The following is a 22,861-nucleotide window of genomic DNA, read 5'->3' on the forward strand; positions in this document are numbered from 1 at the left end:
ATGATCTATTTCCACGACATCGACCCCATCGCCCTCTCGCTGGGGCCGATCAAGGTGCACTGGTACGGCATCATGTACCTGCTCGGCTTCACTGCGGCCTGGCTGCTGGGCCGCACGCGCATCGCCGCCGGGCGCCTGCCGGGCGTCGATGCCAACGGCTTCTCCGACCTGTTGTTCTACGCCATGCTCGGCGTGGTGCTGGGCGGCCGCATCGGCTACATGCTGTTCTACGCGCTGGGCGATTTCCTGCACAATCCGCTGCTGCTGTTCAAGGTCTGGGACGGCGGCATGAGCTTCCATGGCGGCCTGCTGGGCGTGCTGGGTGCCTGCTGGTGGTGGTCGCGCAAGCACGCGCTGCACTTCTTCGACACCATGGATTTCATGGCGCCGCTGGTACCGCTGGGCCTGGGCTTCGGCCGCATCGGCAACTTCATCGGCGCCGAGCTGTGGGGCAAGTACACCGACGGCACGTGGGGCGTGGTGTTCCCGTCCGGCCTGCCGGCGCCGCTGAACCAGTTGGACCACGCGACCCTGCAGGCGCAGTTCGCCACCGGCGCGCTGAACCAGTTCGCCCGCCATCCCTCGCAGCTGTATGAAGCGTTCCTGGAAGGCCTGGTGATGTTCGTGGTGCTGTGGACGGTGTCGGCCAAGCCGCGCCACCGTTACCTGATCGGCGGCCTGTTCGCGCTGATGTACGGCCTGTTCCGCTTCGCCGTCGAATTCGTACGCATGCCCGACAACGGCGTCTATGTGGCCTTCGACTGGCTGACCCGTGGCCAGATCCTCAGCCTGCCGCTGATCGCTTTCGGCCTGGTGCTACTGGTGATGTCGCGCCGCGCGCCGGTACTGCAGCCGCAGCTGCCGGTGGCTGCCGAGGGCAAGGCATGAAGGCTTATCTGGACCTGCTCTCGCACGTGCTCGAGCACGGCGCCGAGAAGAACGACCGCACCGGCACCGGTACCCGCAGCGTGTTCGGCTGGCAGATGCGTTTCAATCTGGCCGACGGCTTCCCGCTGGTCACCACCAAGAAACTGCACCTGCGCTCGATCATCCATGAGCTGCTGTGGTTCCTGAAGGGCGACACCAACATCGGCTACCTGAAGGACAACCAGGTGCGGATCTGGGACGAGTGGGCCGACGAGAACGGCGACCTCGGCCCAGTCTATGGCAAGCAGTGGCGCAGCTGGGCCACCGCCGATGGTCGCGAGATCGACCAGATGCAGTGGCTGGTGGACGAGATCAAGCGCAACCCCGATTCGCGCCGGCTGGTGGTCAGCGCCTGGAACGTGGGCGAGCTTTCGCAGATGGCGCTGATGCCGTGCCACAACCTGTTCCAGTTCTACGTGGTGGACGGCAAGCTCAGCTGCCAGCTGTACCAGCGCAGCGGCGACATCTTCCTCGGCGTGCCGTTCAATATCGCCAGCTATGCGCTGCTGACCCACATGGTGGCGCAGGCCACCGGCCTGGGGGTGGGCGACTTCGTGCATACGCTGGGCGACGCGCACCTGTATTCGAACCACTTCGAGCAGGCGCGCGAGCAGCTTTCGCGTGAACCGCGCGCGCTGCCGAAGCTGTGGTTGAACCCGGAGGTGACCGACCTGTTCGGTTTCCGGTTCGACGACATCCGCATCGACGGCTATGACCCGCACCCGGCGATCAAGGCGCCGGTGGCGGTGTGAGTGCCATGAAGCTCTCGATGATCGTGGCGTTGGACCGCAACCGTGGCATTGGCCAGGGCAATGCAATGCCCTGGCACCTGCCGGATGATTTCAAGAACTTCAAGGCGCTCACCCTGGGCAAGCCGATCCTGATGGGGCGCAAGACGGCCGAGTCGATCGGCCGCGTGCTGCCGGGGCGGACCAACCTGGTGCTGACCCGCAGCGGGCAGGTGCCGTTCGAGGGCATGCGCGCGGTGGCGTCGCTGGATGAGGCGAAGACGATTGCCGAACGCGAGGGCGCCAGCGAGCTGTGCATCATCGGCGGCGGCGAGATCTTCCACCAGCTGCTGGACCAGGCCAGTGACCTGTACCTGACCTGGGTGGATGCCGAAGTCCCCGCCGATACCCATTTCCCCGAGGTGGATGCGCAGCACTGGCGGGAAGTGAGCGGCGAGCCGCACCCGGCCGATGACCGCCACGCCTATGCGTTCCGTTTCGTGCATTACGTGCGCCGCTGAGGATGGTTTCCTGTAGAGCCGAGCCATGCTCGGCTGCTGTTGCCTGACACCTCCCGTAGCCGAGCATGGCCCGGCTCTACAGGGGCCTACGGCATCCGGTAGTGCCCGATGATCGCGTGCTGGAACAGCAGGTTCTCTTCACGCGTGCCGCGTGCGATGTTGTGCAGCACCAGCGGTGTGCCATTGGCCAGCCTCCGGTCGGAGACGATGCCGACATGCAGCAGACCGTTGCCGTTGAGCTTCCAGGCCACGATGTCACCGGCCGCATAGTCGGTGGCGAGAGCGGTGACCGGTTGCTGCCAGCCCTGCCGTTCGAACCAGCGCATCAGGTTCGGCACACGTCGATGATCAATGTTGCGGTCCGGCCGTGACAGGCCCCAGATCGCCGGATACGCGCTGAAGTTGCCGCGCATGTCTTCATGCACGCGCGCCTGCAGGTCCAGGCCCTGGCTGCGCAGGGCGCGCACCACCACGTCGGTGCACACGCCGCGATCAAGCGGGACGTCGCCGCCGGGATAGGACAGGACCTGGTAGGCGGGATCGTAACGGGTGGTGACGCCGATCTGCGCGCGCGCGGCAGCCACCAGTGGCGGCGATGGCGTGGGGGCGGCATTTCCGCCGCCGGTGGGAGCCGGAGCCGAAGCAGGCTGGCAGCCGCTGGCCAGGGCCAGCGTCAGCAGCAGCGCCCTCCATGGTGCCCAGCCGCGCCGCGTCATGCCTGCGGCGCGGCGCCGTTGTTGTGGGGTCCACCGGAACCTCCACCACCACCACCACCTCGACGGCGACGACGGCGCGGACCACGGTTGCCCGGGCTGGCAGCAGCGGCGTTACCGCCGCCCTGTTCCTTGCCCTGCACCGCAGCGGAGGGGCGCTCGTGCGCCGGTCGCGCCGGCGGGCGGGCGTGAGGTACGGGTGCCGGTACATCGCGGCCCGGCACCTGCACCACGCGCAGCTCGTCGGTATCGAGCTGGATCGCGGTCAGCTTGCCGCCCCAGACTGCGCCGGTGTCGATGGCGTGCACGCCCTGGGTGATGGTCAGGCCCAGCGCCGACCAGTGGCCGCAGACGATCTTGAGGTCGCGCTCGACCCGGCCCGGTACTTCGAACCAGGGGTAGAGTCCCTGTTCCTGCGTGCCGGGGGTGCCCTTGTCCTCGATGCCGATGCGCCCGCGCGGGGTGCAGTAGCGCATGCGGGTGAGCACGTTGATGATCGCGCGCGAACGGTCGTAGCCGGACAGGTTCGGCGCCCAGCTTGGCTTGTCGCCGTACATGTTGCGGAACAGCTTGCGGTAGCCGGCGCCGTGCAGCTGCACCTCGACTTCGGCAGCGTGCTTCTCTGCCATCTGCGTTGTCCACTTCGGCGCCAGGCCGGCGTGCACCATCATCCAGCCCAGCTCGCGATCCACATGCACCAGCTTCTGCAGGCGCAGCCAGTCCAGCAGTTCGTCGCGGTCCTCGGCCTGCACGATGCGCAGCAGGTCCGGGTTGACCTTGCGCTGCTCCTCTTCGGTGCGTGCACCGACGGCCAGCAGCGAAAGATCATGGTTGCCCAGTACCACCACGCTGTGCTCGCGAAGCGAATGCACCAGCCGCAGCGTTTCCAGCGACTGGCCGCCACGGTTGACCAGGTCGCCGCAGAACCACAGGGTGTCCTGGGCCGGGTCGAAGCGGATCTTCTCCAGCAACCGCTGGGTAACGTCGTAGCAGCCCTGCAGGTCGCCGATCGCCCACACACTCATCGTTCGGCCTCCGTGTCAGTGCAGGGTACGCGGCACGGCCAGCACGAACGGTGCGACCGGCGCGGCAAATTCGGTGCCATCGTCGGCGACCATGTCGTAGTGCCCCTGCATGGTCCCGTGATCGGTTCCCAGCATGACACCGGACGTGTAACGGAAGTCTTCACCGGGGCGCAGCCGCGGCTGCTCGCCGATCACCCCGTCGCCATCGACATGCTCGACACGGCCATTGGCATCGGTGATGCGCCAGTGGCGTGCGACCAGGCGTGCGGCGACCCGCCCCTGGTTGTGGATGCGGATCGTGTAGGCGAACGCAAAGCGACCGTCTTCCGGCGCGGATTGATCGTCGAGGAAGCGCGGCGCGACTTCGACGGAGATGGCATATACGTCAGCGTCTTCCATACCGGCAGTGTAATCAGGAGGCATTGGCCAAAGCGATGAATTCGGCCACGTCCAGCTGTTCGGCGCGGGCATCGGGACGCACGCCGGCGGCGATGAACTGCTCGGCGGACACCACGTTGTTCAGGGCATTGCGCAGGGTCTTGCGGCGCTGCCCGAAGGCGGCCTTGACCACCTCGGCGAAGCGCGTGTGGTCGTTGATGCTGATCGAGGCCGGGTCACGCGGCACCAGCCGCACCACGGCGGAATCGACCTTCGGCGGCGGCCGGAACGCGCCCGGCGGCACCACGAACAGGGAGGTCACCTGGCAGTAGGCCTGCAGCATCACGCTGAGGCGGCCATACACCTTGCTGCCGGGGCCGGCGGCCATGCGGTCGACCACTTCCTTCTGCAGCATGAAGTGCATATCGCGGATCACCGCGGCATGCTCCAGCGCATGGAACAGGATCGGCGAGGAGATGTTGTAGGGCAGGTTGCCGACCAGGCGGATCGGCTGGCCGTCGGCCAGTTCGGTGAAGTCCACGCGCAGCACGTCGCGGTGGACGATGGTCAGCTCGCCCAGCGGCTCGGCGGCGGCGGTCAGCGGCGCGATCAGGTCGCGGTCGAACTCGATCACCGTCAGCTTCGGGTGCACGCGCAGCAGCGGCAGGGTGATGGCGCCCTGGCCGGGTCCGATCTCGACCAGGCGGTCACCCTCTTTCGGGTTGACCGCCATCACGATCTTGTCGATGTAGTGGCGATCGGCCAGGAAATGCTGGCCAAGCTGCTTCTTGGCCGGTGCGGTGAACACCGGGCCGGAGGGGGAATGCGGGGAATTCATGCGCTCAGTGTACGTTGCCGCGCCAGCTGCGCACACAGCGTCGTTGCCGCCTGCAGGCTGGAAGGATCGGCGATGCCGCGGCCGGCCAGGTCCAGCGCGGTGCCATGGTCGACCGCCACGCGCGGGTAGGGCAGGCCCAGGGTCAGGTTCACCGCCTGCTCGAAGCCGGAATACTTCAGCACCGGCAGGCCCTGGTCGTGGTACATCGCCAGCACGGTGTCGAAGCCGGCCAGCTTGGCCGGCAGGAAGGCGGTGTCGGCCGGCAGCGGGCCGACCAGGTCCATGCCCTCCGCGCGCAGGCGCTGCAGCAGCGGGATGACCAGGTCCAGTTCCTCGCGTCCCAGATGGCCGTCTTCGCCGGCATGCGGGTTCAGCCCGAGCACCGCGATGCGCGGCGCAGGCAGGCCGAACTCGCGGCGCAGCGCGGCATGCACCGTACGCAGGGTGTGTTCCAGACTGGGCGCGGTGATCGCATCGACCACCTCGCGCAGCGGCAGGTGGGTGGTGGCCAGGGCCACGCGGACAATGTGATTGGCCAGCATCATCACCACCTTCACTCCGGCCTGGTCGGCCAGCAATTCAGTGGTGCCACTGTAGGCAATGCCGCCTTCGTTGATGACCGCCTTGTGCACCGGGCCGGTCACCACACCGTGCAGCTCACCGGACAGGCAGGCCTGGCCGGCGCCGAGCAGGGCACCGATGACCGCGCTGGCATTGGCCGGATCGGCCTGGCCGAAGTGGCTGGGCGCCGCGTTGCGGACGGCGCGCAGGCGCAGATCGCCCGGGGCGCGTGCTTCGGCGTCCTCGGGCAGCAGTTGCAGGGGCAGGTTCAGCGCGGCCGCGGCCGCGCGCAGGGTGTCCGGGTCGGCGAAGGCCAGCAGCCGGCAATCTTCACGCGGCTGCTGGACGAGGCGGACACACAGCTCCGGGCCGATCCCGGCGGGCTCGCCCGGTACCAGAGCGAGCTCGGGGCGCATCGGTCAGGACTGCGGCGGAGTGGCGGTGTTTTCCGCGCGGTCGCCGCTGCGGAAACTGACGTAGGCTTCGCCACGCAGTTCCTGCAGGAAGCGGTTGTACTCGTCTTCCAGCTTGCGACGGCCGATGGTTTCGCGGACCTGGGCACGCTGGTTGTCGGTGGTCACGTCGGTCTGGCGGGTCGCCACGCGCTGCACGATGTGCCAACCGGCGTCGGTGCGGAACGGCTGGCTGACGCCACCATCCTGCAGGCCACTCACCTGCTGGCCGAAGGCCGGACCGAACGCGTCAGCCGGGAACCAGCCGAGATCACCGCCCTGGCCCTTGCTGTTGTTGTCCTCGGAGGACTCCCTGGCAACGGTCTGGAAGTCGGCGCCGCCAGCAATGCGGGCGCGCAGGGTATCGATCTTGGCCTTGGCAGCGGCATCGGTCTGGTGGTCGTCCACGCGGACCAGGATGTGGCGGCCGTGGTACTCGGTGACCGTCTGCTCACCGGCGGCGGAACTGCTGTCACGCACTTCCACCAGCTTCAGCAGCTGGAAGCCGCTCGGGCCGCGGATCGGGCCGACCACCTCGCCCGGCTTCATCTTTTCCATCAACTGGGCAAAGGCCTGCGGGATTTCATCCAGGCTGCGCCAGCCCAGATCGCCGCCTTCCAGTGCGTTCGGGCTGTCCGAATAGCGCACGGCCGCCGCGTTGAAGTCCAGCTCGCCCTTGTCCAGCAGGGCCTTCACGCCATCGGCCTTCTTCTGGCCGGTGGCGATCTGGTCGGCGTTGGCACCGTCGGGCAGGGCGATCAGGATGTGCGCCAGGTGGTACTGGTTGCCTACCGTGGCCTGCTGCTTCAGCGCGGCGTCGACTTCACCCTCGCTGACGCTGATGCGGCTCTGCGCGAAGCTCTGGCGCAGGCGCTGCACGGTGATCTCGTCACGCACCGACGCACGGAAATCGTTGAAATCGATACCGTCATGGGCCAGGCGCTGGCGCAGCGCGTCCAGGTTCGAACCGTTCTGCTGGGCAATGGCGTTCATCGCCTGGTTCAGCTCCTGGTCGCTGACACGGATCCCGCTGCCCTGGGCGCGGGCCACCTGCAGCTTGACCAGCACCAGGCGTTCGAGCACCTGGCGGCTGAGCACGTCTTCCGGCGGAAGCTGGTTTTCGCGGCCAGCGTATTGCGCCTTGATGTTGGCGATCGCACGCTGGAGCTCGCTCTGCAGGATCACGTCCTCATCGACGACGGCAGCGATGCGGTCAAGCGGCTGCGCCTCCTGGGCAAGTACCTGCAGGGGGGCGGACACGCTGGACACCGCCAGCAGCGAGGCGAGAAGAACGGGGAAGCGCTTGGTCATGGGATCAGGTTCGGATCGTAGTCATCCCGGGTCGCCCCGGTGTTGCTCGGCGGCACGAGATAGAGGTCGTCGCGGTTGTAGCCGAGGATAGCACGGCGCAGGGTACGGTCCGTGTCCTGCCCCAGGGAGCTCAGGCCCTTGAGCACGAACTCCAGCTGGATGGCGTTGTTCATCTCGCCTTCGCGGTTGCGGACGTAACGGCGGGCGACCGCACGCACGGCCAGGCAGCAGCTGTCCCACTGGACGCCGGCGATGATTTCCAGCGGTTCCTTGTCCTGCAGCGAGTAGTAGTAGCGACCGACCAGGCTCCAGCGCGCATTCAGCGGGTACAGGAACGACAGGTCGGCCTGTTCCAGCAGGGTACGGTCGTGCTTGTTGGCGGTGGCCGGGGCGCCCGAGTTGATGCGGTAGCGGTAGCTCAGGTTGATCACGCCATCGTTGGGCATCAGGTAGCGGGCACGGACGCTGGCCAGATCCTCGCGCTTGTACTTCGGGTCCCACTGGTAGGTGGCACCCAGGGTCCAGCGGTCGTTGATCATGTAGTTGCCGTCGGCGATCCACGCCGACTTGCCCTTTTCCACCGGCGCGCCGCCCGGGTTGACGGTCACCCGCGACTCGTCGAAATACTGGATCTGGCCGATGGCAGCCGAGAAGCGTTCCTTGCCGGTGGTCTGGTCGATGAAGCGGGTGCCCAGTGCCAGGGTCAGCTGGTTGGCATCGTTCTGGCGGTCGGCGCCGGTGTAGCGCGAGTCGCGGAACAGCTGGCCCCAGCTGAACGTGAAGTCACGGGTGTCGAAGATCGGCAGCTCGTCCTGGTTGCGGTACGGCGTGCGCAGGTAGAACAGGCGCGGTTCCAGCGTGTGCAGGAATGACTTGCCGCCGATGGTGGTCTCGCGATCGAAGAACAGGCCGGCGTCGATGCTACCGATCGGCAGGCTGCGGCTGGGCGATTTGTTGCCTCGCAGCTGTTCCGGCGTGGCGGTGTTCGGGTCGATCCCCTGCGAGGCCAGCACGTTGCGGCGGACGCTGTCAGCCAGTCCCTGGTCCAGGTCGTAGCCGGTGTAGCGGTAGGCCAGAGTCGGGGTGACGTACCAGGCCGCGCCACTGATCGGGAACGACACGTACGGCTTCACGTCCAGGCGCGAGCCGCCGTACATGCGTTGGGTCTGGCCGTTGCGCGTGTACTGCAGGTCGGGTCCCGCATCGGCGCCGTACTTGAAGTTGATGTCGTCGTGGGTGAAGCGCACGGCTTCGGCATAGATGCCGGTTTCCAGCCACGGCAGGACCGGCTTGTCCCAGTTGAGGTACAGGCGCGGCTGGCGGTTGTACGGCAGCGCGCTTTCATTGAGCGTGTAGTCGGTCAGCTGCCAGCGGTCGGCCATGATGCCGGCCGTCCAGTTCCGGCCGGTGCCGTACAGGCCCACGGTGCTCTGCAGGTTCGAGGCAGTCACCCCGACCAGGCGGTTGGCGAAGTCCTCGACATAGCGCTCGTCGCTGACCCAGGCCAGGTTGGCGCGGGCCTGCCAGTGGCTGTCCACGTTGTGGTAACCGCTGAACATCACCCGGCCGCGGTCGCGGTCGCGCAGCTTGTCGTTGGGCATGAACGCGGTCAGCAGTTCACCGCGGCCGCCGTTGTAGAGATAGCGGAACTCGTTGTCGAGCATCAGGCCGCGCCGGCTCATGTAGCGCGGGGTCAACGTGTCGTCGTAGTTCGGCGCCAGGTTGAAGTAGATCGGCTGTGCGTAGTCGAATCCGTTGCGCCCGGACATGCCCAGCTGCGGGAACAGCAGGCCGGTCTTGCGCCGGTCATCGATCGGGAACTTGAAGTACGGCGCCCACAGCACCGGCACCTTGCCGATCCGCAGCACGGCATTGCGGGCAGTGCCGAAGCCCTCGTCGTTGTCCACTTCGATCTGCGGCGCCGACAGTTTCCACACCGGCTGTGACGGGTCGCAGGTGGTGTAGGTGGAGCGGTGCATCTGGCCGACCGCGCCCTGCAGGTCGACCGACTCGGCATCGCCGTTGCCGCGGCGCGACACCAGCTGGTACTTGATGTCGGTGATCTTGTGGGTGTCGCTTTCCTGGTTGCCCTCGGCGCGCTTGGCGACCATGCGGATCGAGGAGTCCTGGTAGCGGACATTGCCGTCGGCGATGTAGTTGCCGCTCTCGGTATCGAAGCTGAGCTTGTCGGTGCCGACGAACTGGTCGCCGCGGCGCAGGGCCACGTTGCCTTCGTACTGCGGCACGGTGGTCGTGCCCAGCAGCTGGTCACCCTCGATGTCGGTCGGCTGCTGCTCGCGCGCAGCGCTGGCGGCGGCCTTGTCCTGCCCCGGGACCGGGGTGGGGGCATCGGTGAACGCGGGAATCACGTCGGTAGCCGGGCACAGGCCCCAGTTGAGCGGCTTTTCATCGGCCATTGCCGGCAGGCAGATGGCGATGCTCAGAGGCAGGGGAAGCAGGCGGAGGGCTCGGCGCACGCGGTTCGGATTCGGGCGAAAACGGACGGTAGCTTGCCCCATCCCTTGCATAGGGGCAATGAAGGACGCCGGAGCCTGCCGGCTCGGGTTCATCCGGAGACGCTGCCGGGAGGGGGCAGCAGCAGGGCCCGGACATGGGCCACGCTGCACTCGGCAAGGGTCTGCAGGTCATAGCCGCCTTCCAGCATCGAGACCACCCGGCCGGCCGCATGGCGGCGCGCCAGCGCATGCAGTTCCCGGGTGATCCAGGCGAAATCGTCGGTTTCCAGCATCAGGTCGGCCTGCGGGTCGCGCAGGTGGGCATCGAAGCCGGCCGAGATCAGCAGCAGCTGCGGGCGGAAGTCGTCGATGGCCGGCAGCATCTCGTCGGCCCACACGTTGCGGAAGCGGAAACCGCCACTGCCGGGGGGCAGCAGGATGTTCATCAGGTTGCCGGCACCGCGGTCGCGGCGCAGGCCCGAATTGGGGAACAGCCCGGCCTGGTGGGTACTGTAGTAGGAGACCCGGGCGTCGTGCTGGAAGATGTCCTGGGTGCCGTTGCCATGGTGGACATCGAAATCGACCACCGCGATCCGCTCCAGGCCATGGCGGTCGCGGGCATGGGCCGCGGCAATGGCAATGTTGTTGAGCAGGCAGAAGCCCATCGCGGTGCTGCTGGTGGCGTGGTGGCCCGGGGGCCGCACCGCGCAGAAGGCCAGCGGGTCCTCGCCCAGCATCACCGCATCGACCGCGGCCACCCCGGCGCCGGCGGCGTGCACGGCGGCACTGGCCGAGCCCGGTGAGGTCCAGGTGTCCATGTCCAGCTGGCGCAGCGGCGCGGTCTGCGGCTGCAGCACGAAGTCGAGCAGGGCACTGTCGTGGACCCGGGTCAGTTCGCCGAACTTGGCCGGCGGCGCCTCGCGCCAGTCCAGCTGGCCGGGGAACGCGGTGTGCAGGGCATCGAGTACCTGCTGCAGGCGTTGCGGGCACTCCGGATGGCCGGGGCCAGGATCATGCAGCAGGCAGGACGGATGGGTGAAGACCAGCATCGTGCCGACTCAGCGCTGGCGCTGCTGTGGCTGCCACAGCGCTTCGCCATGGCCGTCGGCGCGGGCCAGTACGCGGGCCAGCACGAACAACAGGTCCGACAGCCGGTTGAGGTACTGCAACGCCTCGCTGCGCACGGCTTCGTGGCGGGCCAGGGTGACCGTCTCGCGCTCGGCGCGGCGGACGATGGTGCGGGCCAGGTGGCAGCGTGCGGCGGCCTCGCCACCGGCCGGCAGGATGAACTCCTTCAACATCGGCAGGTTGGCGTTGTAGTGGTCCAGCTGCTGTTCCAGTGCCGAGACATCGGCGGCGTGGATGGCGGCGTGGCCGGGGATGCACAGCTCGGCACCCAGGTCGAACAGCTGGTGCTGCAGATGCACCACCAGCGCGCGGACATCCTCGGGCAGCGCGGTGGCAAGCAGCAGGCCAAGCGCAGCGTTGGCTTCATCGACGGTGCCGTAGGACGCCACCCGGGCGTCGTCCTTGGCGACGCGCTGGCCGTCGCCGAGGCCGGTACTGCCGTCGTCGCCGGTGCGGGTATAGATGCGCGAGAGGCGATGACCCATGGCGCGGCTCAGTGCCGGATGTCGCGGCGGGCCTGCTGGAGCTTCAGTACCTGCTCCACGGCCAGCTGCAATGCCGCCGCCAGCGCCACGTAGATCGCGGTGGTGCGCAGGTAGGGGCCGAACCATTGTGCGTAGTTCTGCGCCCAGCCGGCCAGCGTCGGCTCGGCCACGTTGCGGGTGGTCCAGTAGAAACCGCCCTGCGCCAGCAGGTGGCAGACCGCCACCGAGGCCACCAGCAGCAGCGCACCCTTGGCCAGCACCGGCCAGCGTGCGCCCTGGTAGTTGCGGCCCAGCAGCATGCCGCCGGCCCACAGCGAGAAGTACGCCGGCAGCAGCAGCCAGTAACCCGGCGACACGCAGTAGTGCTGCCAGAAATCCAGGCCGCTGCTGCGGATCACGATCCAGTCCACCAGCACGGCGAACACCATCAGCAGCGGAAACGCCCAGCGTGTCCACGTGGCCAGGTAGAAGCCACCGATGAAGAACACCGCCCAGGAGGCATCGGGGATCGCCGCGAAGTGGTTGACCCGGGTCGCTGCCAGCAACAGCACAAGGACGGACAGGACGAAGGCGCGGTTGGCGGTGGCGGACATGGCAGCGGGCCCGGAGCGGATTCAGGTTTCATTCTAGCCCGCCGCGCCGGTTGGCGCAGGTCGGGTGGTGTTGGGTGTTCGGGCAGGGCGAGCGCGTATCATGAACACCATGAGTGAACGACATGACGTGCTGATCGTCGGTGGTGGCCTGGTCGGTGCCAGCCTGGCCATCGCCCTGGACCGCCTGGGCCGCGATGTGGGCCTGCTCGAGGCCAGCCCGGCCGGCGAGCTGCCGGCGGTGTTCGACCAGCGCAACCTCAGTTTTGCCGCTGCCACGGTCAATGCGCTGACCGCGCTGGGGGTCATGCAGAAGCTGGCGATGGCGCCGGGCCCGATCCGCCGCATCCACGTCAGCCGCGCCGGCGATTTCGGCCGGGTGCAGCTGGAGGCTTCCGACTACGACCGGCCGTGGTTCGGCCAGGTGGTGGTGGCGCGGGACTTCGGCCAGGCGCTGGAAGCGCGCCTGCAGGAGCTGCCGCGGCTGCGGCGCTACCGGCCGATGCGTTTCCTGGGCCTGGGCGAGGTGATCGACGGCTACCGCCAGGTGCGGGTGGCCGACGAGACCGGCGAGCGCGTGCTGCTGGCCCGGCTGGTGGTAGGGGCCGATGGCACGACCAGTGGCGTGCGCGGCGCGCTCGGCATCGAGGTCGACCGCCATGATTTCCAGCAGACCCTGTTCGTGGCCCGCGTGCGCAGCCAGCGCGCGCCGGACGGCACCGCCTGGGAGCGCTTCACCGATACCGGCCCGACCGCCCTGCTGCCGCGTGGCGATCGCCACTTCGGCACCGTGCACGGTGTGGCGCGCGACCAGGCCGATGCGGTGATGGCGCTGGACGATGCGGCTTGGCTGCAACGCCTGCAGAACGCGATCGGCTGGCGCGCAGGCCGGCTGCTCGAATCCGGCCCGCGCAGTGCGTATCCGCTCATCCAGGTGCTGGCGCGCGCGCTGGCCGGAGAGCGCGCGGTGCTGCTCGGCAATGCCGCGCAGACCATCCATCCGCTGGGTGCACAGGGCTTCAACCTGGGCCTGCGCGATGCGCTGACCCTGGCCGAACTGCTGGAGGATGCGCATGAGGATGCCGGCAGCGATGCACTGCTGCAGGCCTATGTCGCGCGCCGCGAAGAGGACCGCCGGCAGACGGTGGCGTTCTCCGGCGGGCTGGCGCGCCTGACCAGCAACCCGGCGCCGCTGATGCGGCCGCTGCGCAGCCTCGGCCTGGTGGCCGCGCAGCGCGCCTCGGTGCAATCGATGCTGGTCGGTGGTGCGATGGGCTTCCGCGGCGAGGTGCCGCGGCTGTGCCGTGGAGAAGCGGCATGAGCCGGCGCGCGCGTCTTGATGTGGCCATCATCGGCGGTGGCGTGGTCGGTGCCGCGTGTGCGCTGGCGCTGGCTGATGCCGGCCTGTCGGTGGCGCTGGTGGAAGGTCGCGAACCGGCGCCGTGGCAGGCTGCACAGCCGGACCTGCGCGTGTTCGCCTTCGCTGCCGACAACGTACAGCTGCTGAACCGCCTGGGCGTGTGGCCGGCGATCGCGCAGGCCCGTGCATGGCCCTACCGGCGCATGCAGGTGTGGGACGCGGCCGGTGGCGAGGATCTGCTGTTCGACGCCGATCGCTTCGGCCGTCGCGAACTGGGCTACATCGTCGAGAACGGGCTGCTGCAGGACCGCCTGTGGTCGGCGCTGCCGGCGGCGGGTGTGCAGCTGCACTGCCCGGCACGAGTGGACGCGCTGGAGCAGGACGAGGACGGCGTGCGCCTGCGCCTGGATGACGGGCGCCGCCTGGAAGCGGCGTTGGCGGTGGCCGCCGACGGTGCCGAATCGACCCTGCGCCAGCTGGCCGGGATCGAGGTTGAAAAGCATGACTACCACCAGCGCGGCGTGGTGGCCTACGTGGACAGCGATCTTCCCAATCAGGCCACGGCCTGGCAGCGCTTTCTGCCAAGCGGGCCGCTGGCGTTGTTGCCGGTGGCCGAACGCCGCAGCTCGATCGTCTGGACCCTGCCCGAGGACGAGGCGGCGCGTGTTCTGGCGCTGGACGAGGACAGCTTCAACCGCGAACTGACCCGCGCCTTCGCGGCACGCCTGGGTGAGCTGCGGTTGGCCTCATCGCGTGCGGCATTCCCGCTGCGCCGCCAGCTGGCCCGTCACTACGTGGCCGGTCGTGTGCTGGCGTTGGGTGACGCGGCGCATGTGGTGCATCCGCTGGCCGGGCAGGGCGTGAACCTGGGGCTGCGTGATGTCGCCGCCCTGCAGCAGTGGCTGGCACCCTCGGCAGAGCGACGCGGCCAACCGCGGCTGTCGCCGCAGCGCCTGCAGCGCTGGGCACGCGAACGGCGGAGCGACAACCACGTCGCCGCCTACAGCTTCGATGCGATCAACCGCCTGTTCTCCAACGACGAGATGCACCTGACCCTGGCCCGGGGCCGTGCGCTGGGCTGCGTCGGCCGATGGCCGCCGCTGGTGCAGGCGTTCTGGAAGCGCGCCGCCGGCGTCTGAAGCAAAAAGGGGACGGAGGGGATTAAGTCGTATGTGCACATACGACTTAATCCCCTCCGTCCCCTTTTTCAATCCACCAGCCAGCCGGCCAGGTCGGCACGGTCCAGCTTGCCGCGACGCTTCACGTCCAACGCATTGAACTCATCGGCCAGCGCCGGGTTGGCCTGTGCTTCCTCGCGGCTGATGAAACCGTCGCCATTCACGTCAAGGTCGCTGAAGCGGATGCGGTACTGGCCAACCACGCTGCTGGGTTCCAGCGAGCGCACGGTCACCTGTGCCTCGCCGGCCGGCTGCGGAATATCGACACTGCCGGTGACCCGGGCGGCATCCAGCGGCTGCTGACGGATGGCGCCGCCGGTCGGGCCCAGCGGCTGGCTCTGCGCAGGGGTGGACGGGCCATGCTGGGCCATCGCCGGTACCGAAGCCAGCAGGGTGGCCACCAGCACGGCGGAACGGGGAAGGTTCATGACAGGCTCCTTGCCAGAGGGTACCGGGAGCGTACTCCCGGCAACCTGTGCCGCCGATGACGGATCAGCGCAGCGGCGAGGCCAGCACGGTGATCTCTTCACGATCATGATAGAGCTGCTTGGCGCGCACCTCCAGCGGCTTGCCGGCCTGGTCCTGGAACAGGTCCAGGCACAGCCGGGTCTCGTCCCAGCGCTTCTTCATCGGCAGCTTCAGATTGAAGATCGCATGCCTGCACCAGCCTTCGCGGAACCAAGTGGCCATGCGTTCGGCGACGCGGCGCGGTTGCTCGACCATGTCGCAGACCATCCAGTCCAGCGGCTGCTCCGGATGCCAATGGAAGCCATCGGCGCGCAGGTGCTCGACCAGGCCGGTGTCCAGCACGTGCTGGCGCAGCGGACCATTGTCGATGCTCAGCACGTGCATGTGCTGCCGGGTGAGCACCCAGGTCCAGCCACCTGGGGCGGCGCCAAGGTCGGCCGCGCGCATGCCGGGCTTGGCCAGCGTCTCGCGTTCTTCCGGCGTCAGCAGGGTCAGCAGCGCTTCGTCCAGCTTCAGCGCCGAACGCGAAGGCGCTTCGGGCAGCAGCTTCAGGCGCGGAATGCCCAGTGCCCACGGCGCGCTGTCGGCCGGGTCGGCCACGCAGACGAAGGCGTGGGTACCGTCGACGAACACCACATGCAGGCGCGGCAGGCGGGTGTTCGGCTTGTCGCTGAGCTTGCCGGCCTTGCGCAGCGCCGGGCGCAGCGCGTTGCCGAAGGCACGCGCCAGCCCGGACAACGGCTTGCCAGCGTCGGAATCGGGATGCTCCACCCACAGGTCGCCGAAGCGGGGCGCATCGGCCAGCACTTCCAGCATCGGGGTGATCCGGTCCGCCGGGTCCAGCTGCGGCAGTTCGGCCAGCACCACCAGCTTCTGCCGCGCGAAGATCAGCTCGCGCCAGCGCAGGCGCGGCGCCAGCGCGGCGGCTTCGTCGCACATGAAAAGCACGTAGCCGTCATTGCGCTGGGTACGCGCATAACCTGCGAAACCGGCTTCGCCGGCGCGGAACTGCAGCTCGCCGGCCAGCTCGGGCTCGAAGCCCTGCCGGCACAGGCACAGCAGGCCGATGCCGGTCTCAGTAACGGGCGCCATCGCTTTCCCCATAGGCACGCAGCACGCTGCGCGCGGCGTCGCGGTCCAAGCCCTGCACCACTTCGATGCCACGCTTGTTGAGCTCGCCGACCCAGTCGGCCGGCAGCGGGCCTTCATCGAACGGGGTCAGTTCCTCGACGTCGGCCGAGTTGGCACCGATCAGCAGACGGTCGATGCCGGCCCACACGGTAGCGCCATAGCACTGGCAGCATGGCTGCGAACTGGTGGCCAGGGTGACCGGCGACAGCACCGCGTTCAGGCGCGGGGTCTGCAGGCGCTGCTGGGCCAGCATGTAGGCCATGTTCTCGGCGTGCGCCAGCGAGGTCGCGTGCGGCATCACCCGGTTCACGCCCGCGGCGATCACCTTGTCATCCGGACCGAACACCACCGCACCGAACGGGCCGCCACTGGCGTGCTCGACGTTCAGCCGCGACAGCTCGATCGCCAGCGCGACCTTGGCCTCATCGCCCGGATATCGACGATCCAGGTCGATCTGGTCGTGGATCCAGGCGGGAAGGGTCAGGTGGACTTGCGCGTACAGCATCGCGGGGGTGCCTCGTAGGGAATGGAAGAAGGTGCGGTTGCTTGGGAAACCGGCGCGCAGTGTAGCCGCACCGGCCTGTACCGGGTGTGGCGGTGGGTCAGCCGGGCGAGCCGGTGCGGATCACCACGTACTGCTTGCGGAACTCCAGCCCGGCCTGCGGCCAGCTGGCGGCATACGCGCGCAGCAATGGCAGGGCAGCGGCGAAGTCGTGGCCATTGACCCGGCAATCGGCCTCGCACAGGCCATCGGCATCGCGCGAGGCGAACAGGCGGATGGCCAGGAACGGGCGCGCTTTCAGCAGCTCGTCGAAGGCGTCCATGCTCCTGGTGAACAGGCAGCACGGACAGGACCCATGGTCGTCCTCGCTGCAGGTGCTGGCGTCCACCTCGTGCTCGCGGTAATGCGCCAGCGGACCCAGCACCACGGTGCGCTGGTGTTCCTGGCCGTCATCGCCGGCCGGATAGATCAGGCCCATCATCGGCAGGCCCTGTGCGTCTTCGGCGCCGATCGCGGTCTGCAGGGTCACCAGGTCCACCCGTGCCCAGGCCTGGAAGCCGGCCAGCAGCGATGCCTGTTCATCGGTACCGTTGGCGTGCTGGTACTCGAACAGGCCGTCAGCGAACAGCAGCGGATGCTGGCTTTCGATGACGGTGGAGGTCTGCCAGCCGCCGTTGTCGCGCGCGTGTGCGGCCATCGCATGCGGGGTCAGGCGCAGTCCGCTGTCCAGCAGCAGCGCGTTGCCGTCGATGCGGCTGGCGACGCTGGCGTCCTGCAGCGCCTGCTGCAGCAGTGGGAGGAGGGCGGTGGACGTCGTGGTCATGTCGGGCCTGTGGATGGATCGGGTGGAGCATCCAGGCCGGGCCTGGTGCTAGCGGTCGAGCGCGTCAAGTTCGGCGCGATAGCGCTGCGCGTCGGACTGCTGCTGCGGGTCGTTGCCGTGGTCGCGCAGCCAGCTTTCGAGTTCGCGGCGATAGTCCGCGCGGAACTCGGCATTGCCCGGGCTGAAGTGCAGCTTGCGTGCCGCCACCTCCACGCGCTCGCGCGCGCTGGCCCGGGCCTGGGCCAGCCCGTGCGGGGATTCGTTGGTGAGGATGACGAAGTTGCGCGGGAAGCCCGGCGTGTACTTGACCACGAACGGCTGGTCGCGCGCCGGGATGCGGATGGCGTTTTCCAGCGGCCACAGCGAGGCGGTGTTGGTGTGGAACACCACTTCCACATCGCGGCCCTCGGCGGTACGCAGCACCCCTTCGTAGCGCCAGATGTACTGTTCGTTGAGCGTCGAGCTGGTTCGCTCGGCCTTGACGATCACCGCTTCACCACGCTCGCCCACCACGTTGAGGAAGGTGGCGTTGAGGAAGTGGCCGAGGAACATGTTGAGCATCGCCAGCGGGAACACCACGATGGCGTAGCCCGGAAAGCGCCGCCACCACGAGACCAGCCCGGCCAGCACCATCGCTGCAAAGAACGTCAGCAGCGGATGCTGCGAGATGAACCAGAACAGGACGGAGAGGGCGGTGATCATTGTCGATGGCGTGCGGGCGCCATGCTGGCGCCCGCGCAGGTCCTCAGGCCGACCAGGTATCGCGCAGGGTCACGCTGCGGTTGAAGACCGGCTTGGCTTCGGTGTGGTCGCGGCGGTCGGCGACGAAGTAGCCGGTACGTTCGAACTGGAACGACTGCTCCGGCGCGGCGCTGGCCGCGGCCGGCTCGACATAGCCGGTGACGGTGCGGCGCGATTCCGGATTGAGGTAATCGCGGTAGGTCTTGCCTTCCGATTCATCATCCGGGTTCGGCACCGAGAACAGGCGGTCGTACAGGCGGATCTCGGCCGGCACGCCGTGCACGGCGCTGACCCAGTGGATGGTTCCCTTGACCTTGCGGTTGGCGCCTTCCATGCCCGGACGCGATTCCGGATCGAGCCAGCCGCGCAGTTCGATGATGGTGCCGTCGGCATCCTTGATCACTTCGTCGCAGCGGATGATGCCGGCGCCACGCAGCCGCACTTCGCCGCCCGGCACCAGGCGCTTCCAGCCCTTCGGCGGCACTTCGGCGAAGTCCTCGCGGTCGATCCACACTTCGCGTGCGAACGGCACTTCGCGGCTGCCGAAGCTCTCGTCCTTCGGGTGGTTGCTGAAGGTCAGCAGTTCTTCGTGGCCTTCCGGAAGGTTGGTCAGCACCAGCTTGACCGGATCGACCACCGCCATGCGGCGTGGTGCGGCGCTGTCGAGGTCCTCGCGCAGTGCGCCTTCCAGCACGCTGAAGTCGATCAGCGAATTCTGCTTGCTGATGCCCACGCGCTCGGCGAACAGGCGCATCGCGGCCGGGGTGTAGCCACGGCGGCGCAGGCCCTGCAGGGTCGGCATGCGCGGGTCTTCCCAGCCGTCCACCAGCTGCTCGGTGACCAGCGCCATCAGCTTGCGCTTGCTCATCACCGTGTAGTTGATGTTCAGGCGCGAGAACTCGATCTGGCGCGGCTTGGCCGCTTCGCGTGGCAGCCCGGCATCGACCAGGGGCTGGGTCAGCGCGTCGTCATGGGCGAAATCGACGTTGTCCACGCACCAGTCGTACAGCGGGCGGTGGTCTTCGAATTCCAGCGTGCACAGCGAGTGGGTGATGCCCTCGATCGAATCACCCAGCGCATGGGCGAAGTCGTACATCGGGTAGATCGGCCACGCGTTGCCGGTGTTCTGGTGCTCGACGTGCTTGATGCGGTACAGCGCAGGATCGCGCAGGTTGATGTTGCCGCTGGCCATGTCGATCTTCGCGCGCAGGGTGCGCGCGCCATCCGGGAACTCACCGGCGCGCATGCGGCGGAACAGGTCGAGGTTTTCCTCGACGCTGCGGTCGCGCCATGGCGACGGACGGCCCGGCTCGGTCAGGGTGCCGCGGTAGGCGCGCACTTCCTCGGCCGACAGGTCGCAGACATAGGCCTTGCCCTGTTCGATCAGCTTCTCGGCGGCCAGGTAATAAGCCTGGAAGTAGTCCGAAGCATGGCGCAGCTCGTTCCACTCAAAGCCCAGCCAGCGCACGTCGTCCTGGATCGCGGCCACGTATTCCGGATCTTCCTTGGCCGGGTTGGTGTCGTCGAAGCGCAGGTTGCAGACGCCGCTGAACTCGCCGGCGATGCCGAAGTTCAGGCAGATCGACTTGGCATGACCGATGTGCAGGTAGCCGTTCGGCTCCGGCGGGAAGCGGGTCTTGATCGCCTGGTGCTTTCCGCTGGCCAGGTCCTCGCGCACGATCTGGCGGATGAAATCGCGCTTCTCGTGGCTGTCGGCGGGGGTCTCGGGGCTGGCGGGGGTGTGCTCGGACATGAGTCGGCGAAAAGAAAGGCAGAAAGACCAACAGTCTAGCGCGTACCGGGCAGAACTGCCGGGGTTGCCGGCCAGCGGCCGGCACTACCCGGCGTCTTCCGGTAGTGCCGGCCGCTGGCCGGCAACTCTCGGATCCCGCCCTCTCCACCATTCAGCCCCCAGGCGTATGCTGGACCCTTGTCCCGAGGAGCCGCCGCATGCACATCGTGTACAAGGCCGACAATCTGTTCGACGCCCATCTGGTCAAGCACGCGCTGGAAGACGCCGGTATCCCCGCGTTCGTGTTCGGAGAGCAGCTGCTGGGTGGGATGGGCGAGCTGCCGCTGTTTGGCGTGCTGCGGGTCGGCATCCCCGATGCGGCGCGGCCGCAGGCCGAGGGCATCGTGGCGGCGCTGGACTTGGGCCAGGCCCCGTCCGACCCCATTTCCGATGCAGACGACATTGCCGGCCTTCCGGCGTAGGAGCGCATCATGTTGGGAATTGGGCAGGGCATCCTCGGCATCGGCGCCTTCAAGCAGCGCCTGCCGCGCCCGGAAGAGGCGCTGCCGGGGCGTGACCAACCGCTGCCGCTGCACAGCAACCAGCACTTCGTGAACAGCCATCCGCTGAAGGACCGTTTCGCCGGCCTGCAGCAGATCCGCTTTGCGCTGGGCTGTTTCTGGGGCGCCGAGCGCAAGTTCTGGACCGAGCCGGGCGTGTACAGCACCTCGGTCGGCTATGCAGGTGGCATCACGCCGAACCCGACCTATGAAGAGGTCTGCTCGGGCCTGACCGGCCACACCGAAGTGGTGCAGGTGGTGTTCGACCCGGCGGTGGTGAGCCTGGAGCGGCTGCTGCAGCTGTTCTGGGAAAGCCACGACCCGACCCAGGGCATGCGTCAGGGCAACGACACCGGCACCCAGTACCGCTCGGCGATCCATGCCACCGACGAGGCCCAGTACAAGGCCGCGCTGGCCAGCCGCGAGGCCTACCAGGCGCAGCTGGCTGCGGCCGGCTACGGCCCGATCACCACCGAGATCGTGTACCCGGCACCGGCGTACTACTACGCCGAGGACTACCACCAGCAGTACCTGGCGAAGAATCCGAACGGCTACTGCGGCATCGGCGGCACCGGCGTGAGCTGCCCGATCGGGTTGGATGTGGAGGCGCCGCGCTGACGCGCGGTGGTCCGCCTGCGGCGGGCAACGTCAACATCAACAGCCAAAGCGGCTCTGGGTTGCTGATGGTTGGGCGGGACGGGGGCGGCTGGCAGGACACGCCGTAAACCCGTCCATGGGGGCTCGATGGCGCCTTGCTCGTGTGCGCTGTCCTGCGCACACGGCAAGACCGGGGTTGGGCGTCCTGCCCAACCCGCCCGAGGCATGCCTCGGGCCCATGGCGCCAACGGTCCTGCCAGCCGCCCCCGTCCCACCTTCGACAGTTTCCCGGTGACGGTGGGCGAGAGCATGGGTTACTGACGAACTGAAGAAAAACAAAAAGGACGCGGCGTTTGCCGCGTCCTTTTTGTTTGATCCTGCAGTGCTTTCTGTAGAGCGGAGCCATGCTCCGCTCCAAGCAAGCGAAGCGCGCGACCCGCTGTTGCTCTTCTTTCTTTCTTCCGTGGCGGGCGGCCGCAGGAAACTGTCAGAGGGCGGGCGGGTTGGGTTCGCGGGAGTGTCCGCCGCATGGATGCGGCGGCCAAGCCTCCAGGGATGGATTCACGGCGTCTCCCGCGAACCCAACCCGCCCGGCCCAGCGCGGCTTTTTGCTCTTCGCGACCAACCGACCCGCCACGAGGGGCTCAGCCGTTGGCCGGAATCACAGTGCCGCGCGGATCCGCTCGCGCAGCGCTTCCAGATCCTTGGCAAACGCATCGATGCCGGTCGCCAGCTTCTCGGTGGCCATCGGATCGGCCGCCAGGTCCGCCGCGAACTTGGCCGCATCGATCGGCGTCACCGCCGCGCCATCGGCGGCACCGGCCACCAGCTTGCGCGGCAGCTCGCCGTGGTCGGCGTCCAGCTTCTCCAGCAGGTCCGGCGAAATCGTCAGGCGGTCGCAGCCGGCCAGTGCTTCGATCTGCGCGGTCGAACGGAACGAGGCGCCCATCACCACCGTCGGCGAACCGCGACGCTTGAATTCGGCATACACGCCGCGCACGAACTTCACGCCCGGGTCTTCATCGATGGTGGCCGGGGCCTGGCCGTTGGCCACGTACCAGTCCAGGATGCGGCCGACGAACGGCGAGATCAGGAACGCCCCGGCTTCGCTGCAGGCCAGCGCCTGGGTCGGGTTGAAGATCAGGGTCAGGTTGCAGTCGATACCCTCGGCCTGCAGGATGCGCGCGGCTTCGACGCCTTCCCAGGTCGCGGCGATCTTGATCAGGATCTTCTCGCGCGGCACGCCGGCATCGGCGTACATCTGGATGAACTGGCGGGCCTTGGCCACGGTGGCAGCGGTGTCGTGAGCCAGGTCGGCATCCACCTCGGTGGACACCCGGCCCGGCACCAGCGTGCTCAGCAGCGCGCCGACGCCGATGGTCAGGCGGTCGGCCACGGCGTGCACCACGGCTTCGCGGTCGCCCGTCTGCTGGCGGCCCCAGGCCAGTTCGCGTTCGATCAGCTCGGCGTAGACCGGCAGGTCCAGCGCCTTCTTCACCAGGGTCGGGTTGGTGGTGCAGTCTACCGGCTGCAGGCGCTTGATCGCCTCGTAGTCACCGGTATCGGCAACAACCACGGACAGTTCGCGCAGCTGGGACAGTTTGGACGGGGTACTCATTACGGCTCCTGGGACAGGGGGATCGAATCGCGCGCGGT

Annotated in this window: 24 protein-coding genes; 7 read left to right on the forward strand and 17 right to left on the reverse strand. The window is 68.0% G+C overall.

Annotation, left to right across the window (positions count from 1 at the left end; translation table 11 throughout):
• Genes lgt through ACZ75I_RS03455 form a run of 3 tightly spaced genes read left to right on the forward strand, consistent with a single transcriptional unit; the run spans position 1 to position 2,176 of the window.
• Positions 1-888 carry a prolipoprotein diacylglyceryl transferase gene (gene lgt / locus ACZ75I_RS03445; RefSeq protein WP_180871116.1) on the forward strand — a complete coding sequence of 296 codons (888 nt, stop codon included), beginning with the start codon at positions 1-3 and terminating at the stop codon, positions 886-888.
• Entirely contained in the window at positions 885-1,679 is a 795-nt protein-coding gene (locus tag ACZ75I_RS03450; RefSeq protein WP_180871114.1) for a thymidylate synthase, read from the forward strand. The genes lgt and ACZ75I_RS03450 overlap by 4 nt, the downstream gene beginning before the upstream one ends.
• A 5-nt stretch (positions 1,680-1,684) precedes the next feature.
• The gene (locus ACZ75I_RS03455) at positions 1,685-2,176 is read left to right on the forward strand and encodes a dihydrofolate reductase (RefSeq protein WP_472958710.1); all 492 of its coding nucleotides are present in this window, start codon (positions 1,685-1,687) and stop codon (positions 2,174-2,176) included.
• An 86-nt stretch (positions 2,177-2,262) separates the two neighbouring features.
• On the opposite strand, the gene ACZ75I_RS03460 is transcribed toward ACZ75I_RS03455, so the two are convergent.
• The 10 genes from ACZ75I_RS03460 to ACZ75I_RS03505 form a co-directional block, all read right to left on the reverse strand.
• Positions 2,263-2,892 carry a DUF1287 domain-containing protein gene (locus ACZ75I_RS03460; RefSeq protein WP_180871109.1) on the reverse strand — a complete coding sequence of 210 codons (630 nt, stop codon included), beginning with the start codon at positions 2,890-2,892 and terminating at the stop codon, positions 2,263-2,265.
• Positions 2,889-3,914: a symmetrical bis(5'-nucleosyl)-tetraphosphatase gene (locus ACZ75I_RS03465; protein WP_180871107.1), complete on the reverse strand. Its 1,026-nt coding sequence runs from the start codon at positions 3,912-3,914 to the stop codon at positions 2,889-2,891. Before ACZ75I_RS03465 ends, ACZ75I_RS03460 begins: the two co-directional genes overlap by 4 nt.
• A 15-nt stretch (positions 3,915-3,929) precedes the next feature.
• On the reverse strand, positions 3,930-4,313 hold the full coding sequence (gene apaG, locus ACZ75I_RS03470; RefSeq protein WP_008268668.1) for a Co2+/Mg2+ efflux protein ApaG: 384 nt from the start codon (positions 4,311-4,313) through the stop codon (positions 3,930-3,932).
• A gap of 13 nt (positions 4,314-4,326) precedes the next feature.
• A complete protein-coding gene (rsmA, locus tag ACZ75I_RS03475) occupies positions 4,327-5,130 on the reverse strand; it encodes a 16S rRNA (adenine(1518)-N(6)/adenine(1519)-N(6))-dimethyltransferase RsmA (RefSeq protein WP_134969481.1) in 804 nt (267 codons plus the stop codon).
• A complete protein-coding gene (pdxA, locus tag ACZ75I_RS03480; RefSeq protein WP_180871105.1) occupies positions 5,127-6,107 on the reverse strand; it encodes a 4-hydroxythreonine-4-phosphate dehydrogenase PdxA in 981 nt (326 codons plus the stop codon). Before pdxA ends, rsmA begins: the two co-directional genes overlap by 4 nt.
• Positions 6,108-6,110: 3 nt before the next feature.
• Positions 6,111-7,454 (reverse strand): peptidylprolyl isomerase, encoded by a 1,344-nt coding sequence (locus ACZ75I_RS03485; RefSeq protein WP_111201127.1) that lies wholly within the window; start codon positions 7,452-7,454, stop codon positions 6,111-6,113.
• Positions 7,451-9,931: an LPS-assembly protein LptD gene (lptD, locus tag ACZ75I_RS03490; RefSeq protein WP_472958711.1), complete on the reverse strand. Its 2,481-nt coding sequence runs from the start codon at positions 9,929-9,931 to the stop codon at positions 7,451-7,453. The genes ACZ75I_RS03485 and lptD overlap by 4 nt, the downstream gene beginning before the upstream one ends.
• Before the next feature lie 89 nt (positions 9,932-10,020).
• Positions 10,021-10,959: a histone deacetylase family protein gene (locus ACZ75I_RS03495; RefSeq protein WP_472958712.1), complete on the reverse strand. Its 939-nt coding sequence runs from the start codon at positions 10,957-10,959 to the stop codon at positions 10,021-10,023.
• 9 nt (positions 10,960-10,968) lie between these two features.
• Entirely contained in the window at positions 10,969-11,523 is a 555-nt protein-coding gene (locus ACZ75I_RS03500; RefSeq protein ID WP_061478346.1) for a cob(I)yrinic acid a,c-diamide adenosyltransferase, read from the reverse strand.
• An 8-nt stretch (positions 11,524-11,531) separates the two neighbouring features.
• A complete protein-coding gene (locus ACZ75I_RS03505) occupies positions 11,532-12,116 on the reverse strand; it encodes a hypothetical protein (RefSeq protein WP_005415353.1) in 585 nt (194 codons plus the stop codon).
• Positions 12,117-12,225: 109 nt separating this feature from the next.
• On the opposite strand from ACZ75I_RS03505, the gene ubiH reads away from it, so the two are divergent.
• A complete protein-coding gene (gene ubiH, locus ACZ75I_RS03510; RefSeq protein WP_472958713.1) occupies positions 12,226-13,434 on the forward strand; it encodes a 2-octaprenyl-6-methoxyphenyl hydroxylase in 1,209 nt (402 codons plus the stop codon).
• The gene (locus ACZ75I_RS03515) at positions 13,431-14,612 is read left to right on the forward strand and encodes a UbiH/UbiF family hydroxylase (protein ID WP_180871096.1); all 1,182 of its coding nucleotides are present in this window, start codon (positions 13,431-13,433) and stop codon (positions 14,610-14,612) included. The genes ubiH and ACZ75I_RS03515 overlap by 4 nt, the downstream gene beginning before the upstream one ends.
• A gap of 68 nt (positions 14,613-14,680) precedes the next feature.
• Here the strand turns inward: ACZ75I_RS03515 and ACZ75I_RS03520 are convergent, their stop codons facing one another.
• The 6 genes from ACZ75I_RS03520 to ACZ75I_RS03545 form a co-directional block, all read right to left on the reverse strand.
• Entirely contained in the window at positions 14,681-15,079 is a 399-nt protein-coding gene (locus ACZ75I_RS03520) for an EF-hand domain-containing protein (protein ID WP_472958714.1), read from the reverse strand.
• 64 nt (positions 15,080-15,143) lie between these two features.
• Positions 15,144-16,211: a 23S rRNA (cytidine(2498)-2'-O)-methyltransferase RlmM gene (gene rlmM, locus ACZ75I_RS03525; RefSeq protein ID WP_134969208.1), complete on the reverse strand. Its 1,068-nt coding sequence runs from the start codon at positions 16,209-16,211 to the stop codon at positions 15,144-15,146.
• Positions 16,195-16,755 carry a nucleoside deaminase gene (locus ACZ75I_RS03530; RefSeq protein WP_472958715.1) on the reverse strand — a complete coding sequence of 187 codons (561 nt, stop codon included), beginning with the start codon at positions 16,753-16,755 and terminating at the stop codon, positions 16,195-16,197. Before ACZ75I_RS03530 ends, rlmM begins: the two co-directional genes overlap by 17 nt.
• Positions 16,756-16,852: 97 nt before the next feature.
• On the reverse strand, positions 16,853-17,575 hold the full coding sequence (locus ACZ75I_RS03535) for a DUF6348 family protein (protein WP_346477209.1): 723 nt from the start codon (positions 17,573-17,575) through the stop codon (positions 16,853-16,855).
• 48 nt (positions 17,576-17,623) lie between these two features.
• Positions 17,624-18,277: a hypothetical protein gene (locus ACZ75I_RS03540; protein WP_472958716.1), complete on the reverse strand. Its 654-nt coding sequence runs from the start codon at positions 18,275-18,277 to the stop codon at positions 17,624-17,626.
• Positions 18,278-18,320: 43 nt separating this feature from the next.
• Positions 18,321-20,069 (reverse strand): glutamine--tRNA ligase/YqeY domain fusion protein, encoded by a 1,749-nt coding sequence (locus ACZ75I_RS03545; protein ID WP_111008393.1) that lies wholly within the window; start codon positions 20,067-20,069, stop codon positions 18,321-18,323.
• Between the two features lie 197 nt (positions 20,070-20,266).
• Here ACZ75I_RS03545 and ACZ75I_RS03550 point away from each other — a divergent pair, with 197 nt between their 5' ends.
• Together ACZ75I_RS03550 and msrA are read left to right on the forward strand one after the other, a co-directional pair.
• On the forward strand, positions 20,267-20,530 hold the full coding sequence (locus ACZ75I_RS03550) for a putative signal transducing protein (protein ID WP_061478337.1): 264 nt from the start codon (positions 20,267-20,269) through the stop codon (positions 20,528-20,530).
• A gap of 30 nt (positions 20,531-20,560) precedes the next feature.
• Positions 20,561-21,226, forward strand: a complete 666-nt coding sequence (gene msrA / locus ACZ75I_RS03555) for a peptide-methionine (S)-S-oxide reductase MsrA (protein WP_032953954.1) — start codon at positions 20,561-20,563, stop codon at positions 21,224-21,226.
• A 640-nt stretch (positions 21,227-21,866) separates the two neighbouring features.
• Here msrA and ACZ75I_RS03560 read toward each other — a convergent pair.
• Positions 21,867-22,823 (reverse strand): transaldolase, encoded by a 957-nt coding sequence (locus tag ACZ75I_RS03560; RefSeq protein WP_072167897.1) that lies wholly within the window; start codon positions 22,821-22,823, stop codon positions 21,867-21,869.
• Positions 22,824-22,861 lie beyond the last annotated feature (38 nt).

The sequence above is a fragment of the Stenotrophomonas sp. X genome, from assembly GCF_055721025.1.

Coding starts and splice junctions, on each gene's coding strand:
- ACZ75I_RS03515 (WP_180871096.1), top strand. CDS start 13,431: ATGAGCCGGCGCGCGCGTCTTGATGTGGCCATCATCGGCGGTGGCGTG.
- ACZ75I_RS03545 (WP_111008393.1), bottom strand. CDS start 20,069: ATGTCCGAGCACACCCCCGCCAGCCCCGAGACCCCCGCCGACAGCCAC.
- ACZ75I_RS03560 (WP_072167897.1), bottom strand. CDS start 22,823: ATGAGTACCCCGTCCAAACTGTCCCAGCTGCGCGAACTGTCCGTGGTT.
- ACZ75I_RS03465 (WP_180871107.1), bottom strand. CDS start 3,914: ATGAGTGTGTGGGCGATCGGCGACCTGCAGGGCTGCTACGACGTTACC.
- ACZ75I_RS03500 (WP_061478346.1), bottom strand. CDS start 11,523: ATGGGTCATCGCCTCTCGCGCATCTATACCCGCACCGGCGACGACGGC.
- ACZ75I_RS03495 (WP_472958712.1), bottom strand. CDS start 10,959: ATGCTGGTCTTCACCCATCCGTCCTGCCTGCTGCATGATCCTGGCCCC.
- lgt (WP_180871116.1), top strand. CDS start 1: ATGATCTATTTCCACGACATCGACCCCATCGCCCTCTCGCTGGGGCCG.
- apaG (WP_008268668.1), bottom strand. CDS start 4,313: ATGGAAGACGCTGACGTATATGCCATCTCCGTCGAAGTCGCGCCGCGC.
- ubiH (WP_472958713.1), top strand. CDS start 12,226: ATGAGTGAACGACATGACGTGCTGATCGTCGGTGGTGGCCTGGTCGGT.
- ACZ75I_RS03535 (WP_346477209.1), bottom strand. CDS start 17,575: ATGACCACGACGTCCACCGCCCTCCTCCCACTGCTGCAGCAGGCGCTG.
- rlmM (WP_134969208.1), bottom strand. CDS start 16,211: ATGGCGCCCGTTACTGAGACCGGCATCGGCCTGCTGTGCCTGTGCCGG.
- rsmA (WP_134969481.1), bottom strand. CDS start 5,130: ATGAATTCCCCGCATTCCCCCTCCGGCCCGGTGTTCACCGCACCGGCC.
- ACZ75I_RS03485 (WP_111201127.1), bottom strand. CDS start 7,454: ATGACCAAGCGCTTCCCCGTTCTTCTCGCCTCGCTGCTGGCGGTGTCC.
- ACZ75I_RS03505 (WP_005415353.1), bottom strand. CDS start 12,116: ATGTCCGCCACCGCCAACCGCGCCTTCGTCCTGTCCGTCCTTGTGCTG.
- ACZ75I_RS03540 (WP_472958716.1), bottom strand. CDS start 18,277: ATGATCACCGCCCTCTCCGTCCTGTTCTGGTTCATCTCGCAGCATCCG.
- ACZ75I_RS03530 (WP_472958715.1), bottom strand. CDS start 16,755: ATGCTGTACGCGCAAGTCCACCTGACCCTTCCCGCCTGGATCCACGAC.
- ACZ75I_RS03550 (WP_061478337.1), top strand. CDS start 20,267: ATGCACATCGTGTACAAGGCCGACAATCTGTTCGACGCCCATCTGGTC.
- ACZ75I_RS03460 (WP_180871109.1), bottom strand. CDS start 2,892: ATGACGCGGCGCGGCTGGGCACCATGGAGGGCGCTGCTGCTGACGCTG.
- ACZ75I_RS03450 (WP_180871114.1), top strand. CDS start 885: ATGAAGGCTTATCTGGACCTGCTCTCGCACGTGCTCGAGCACGGCGCC.
- ACZ75I_RS03455 (WP_472958710.1), top strand. CDS start 1,685: ATGAAGCTCTCGATGATCGTGGCGTTGGACCGCAACCGTGGCATTGGC.
- pdxA (WP_180871105.1), bottom strand. CDS start 6,107: ATGCGCCCCGAGCTCGCTCTGGTACCGGGCGAGCCCGCCGGGATCGGC.
- ACZ75I_RS03520 (WP_472958714.1), bottom strand. CDS start 15,079: ATGAACCTTCCCCGTTCCGCCGTGCTGGTGGCCACCCTGCTGGCTTCG.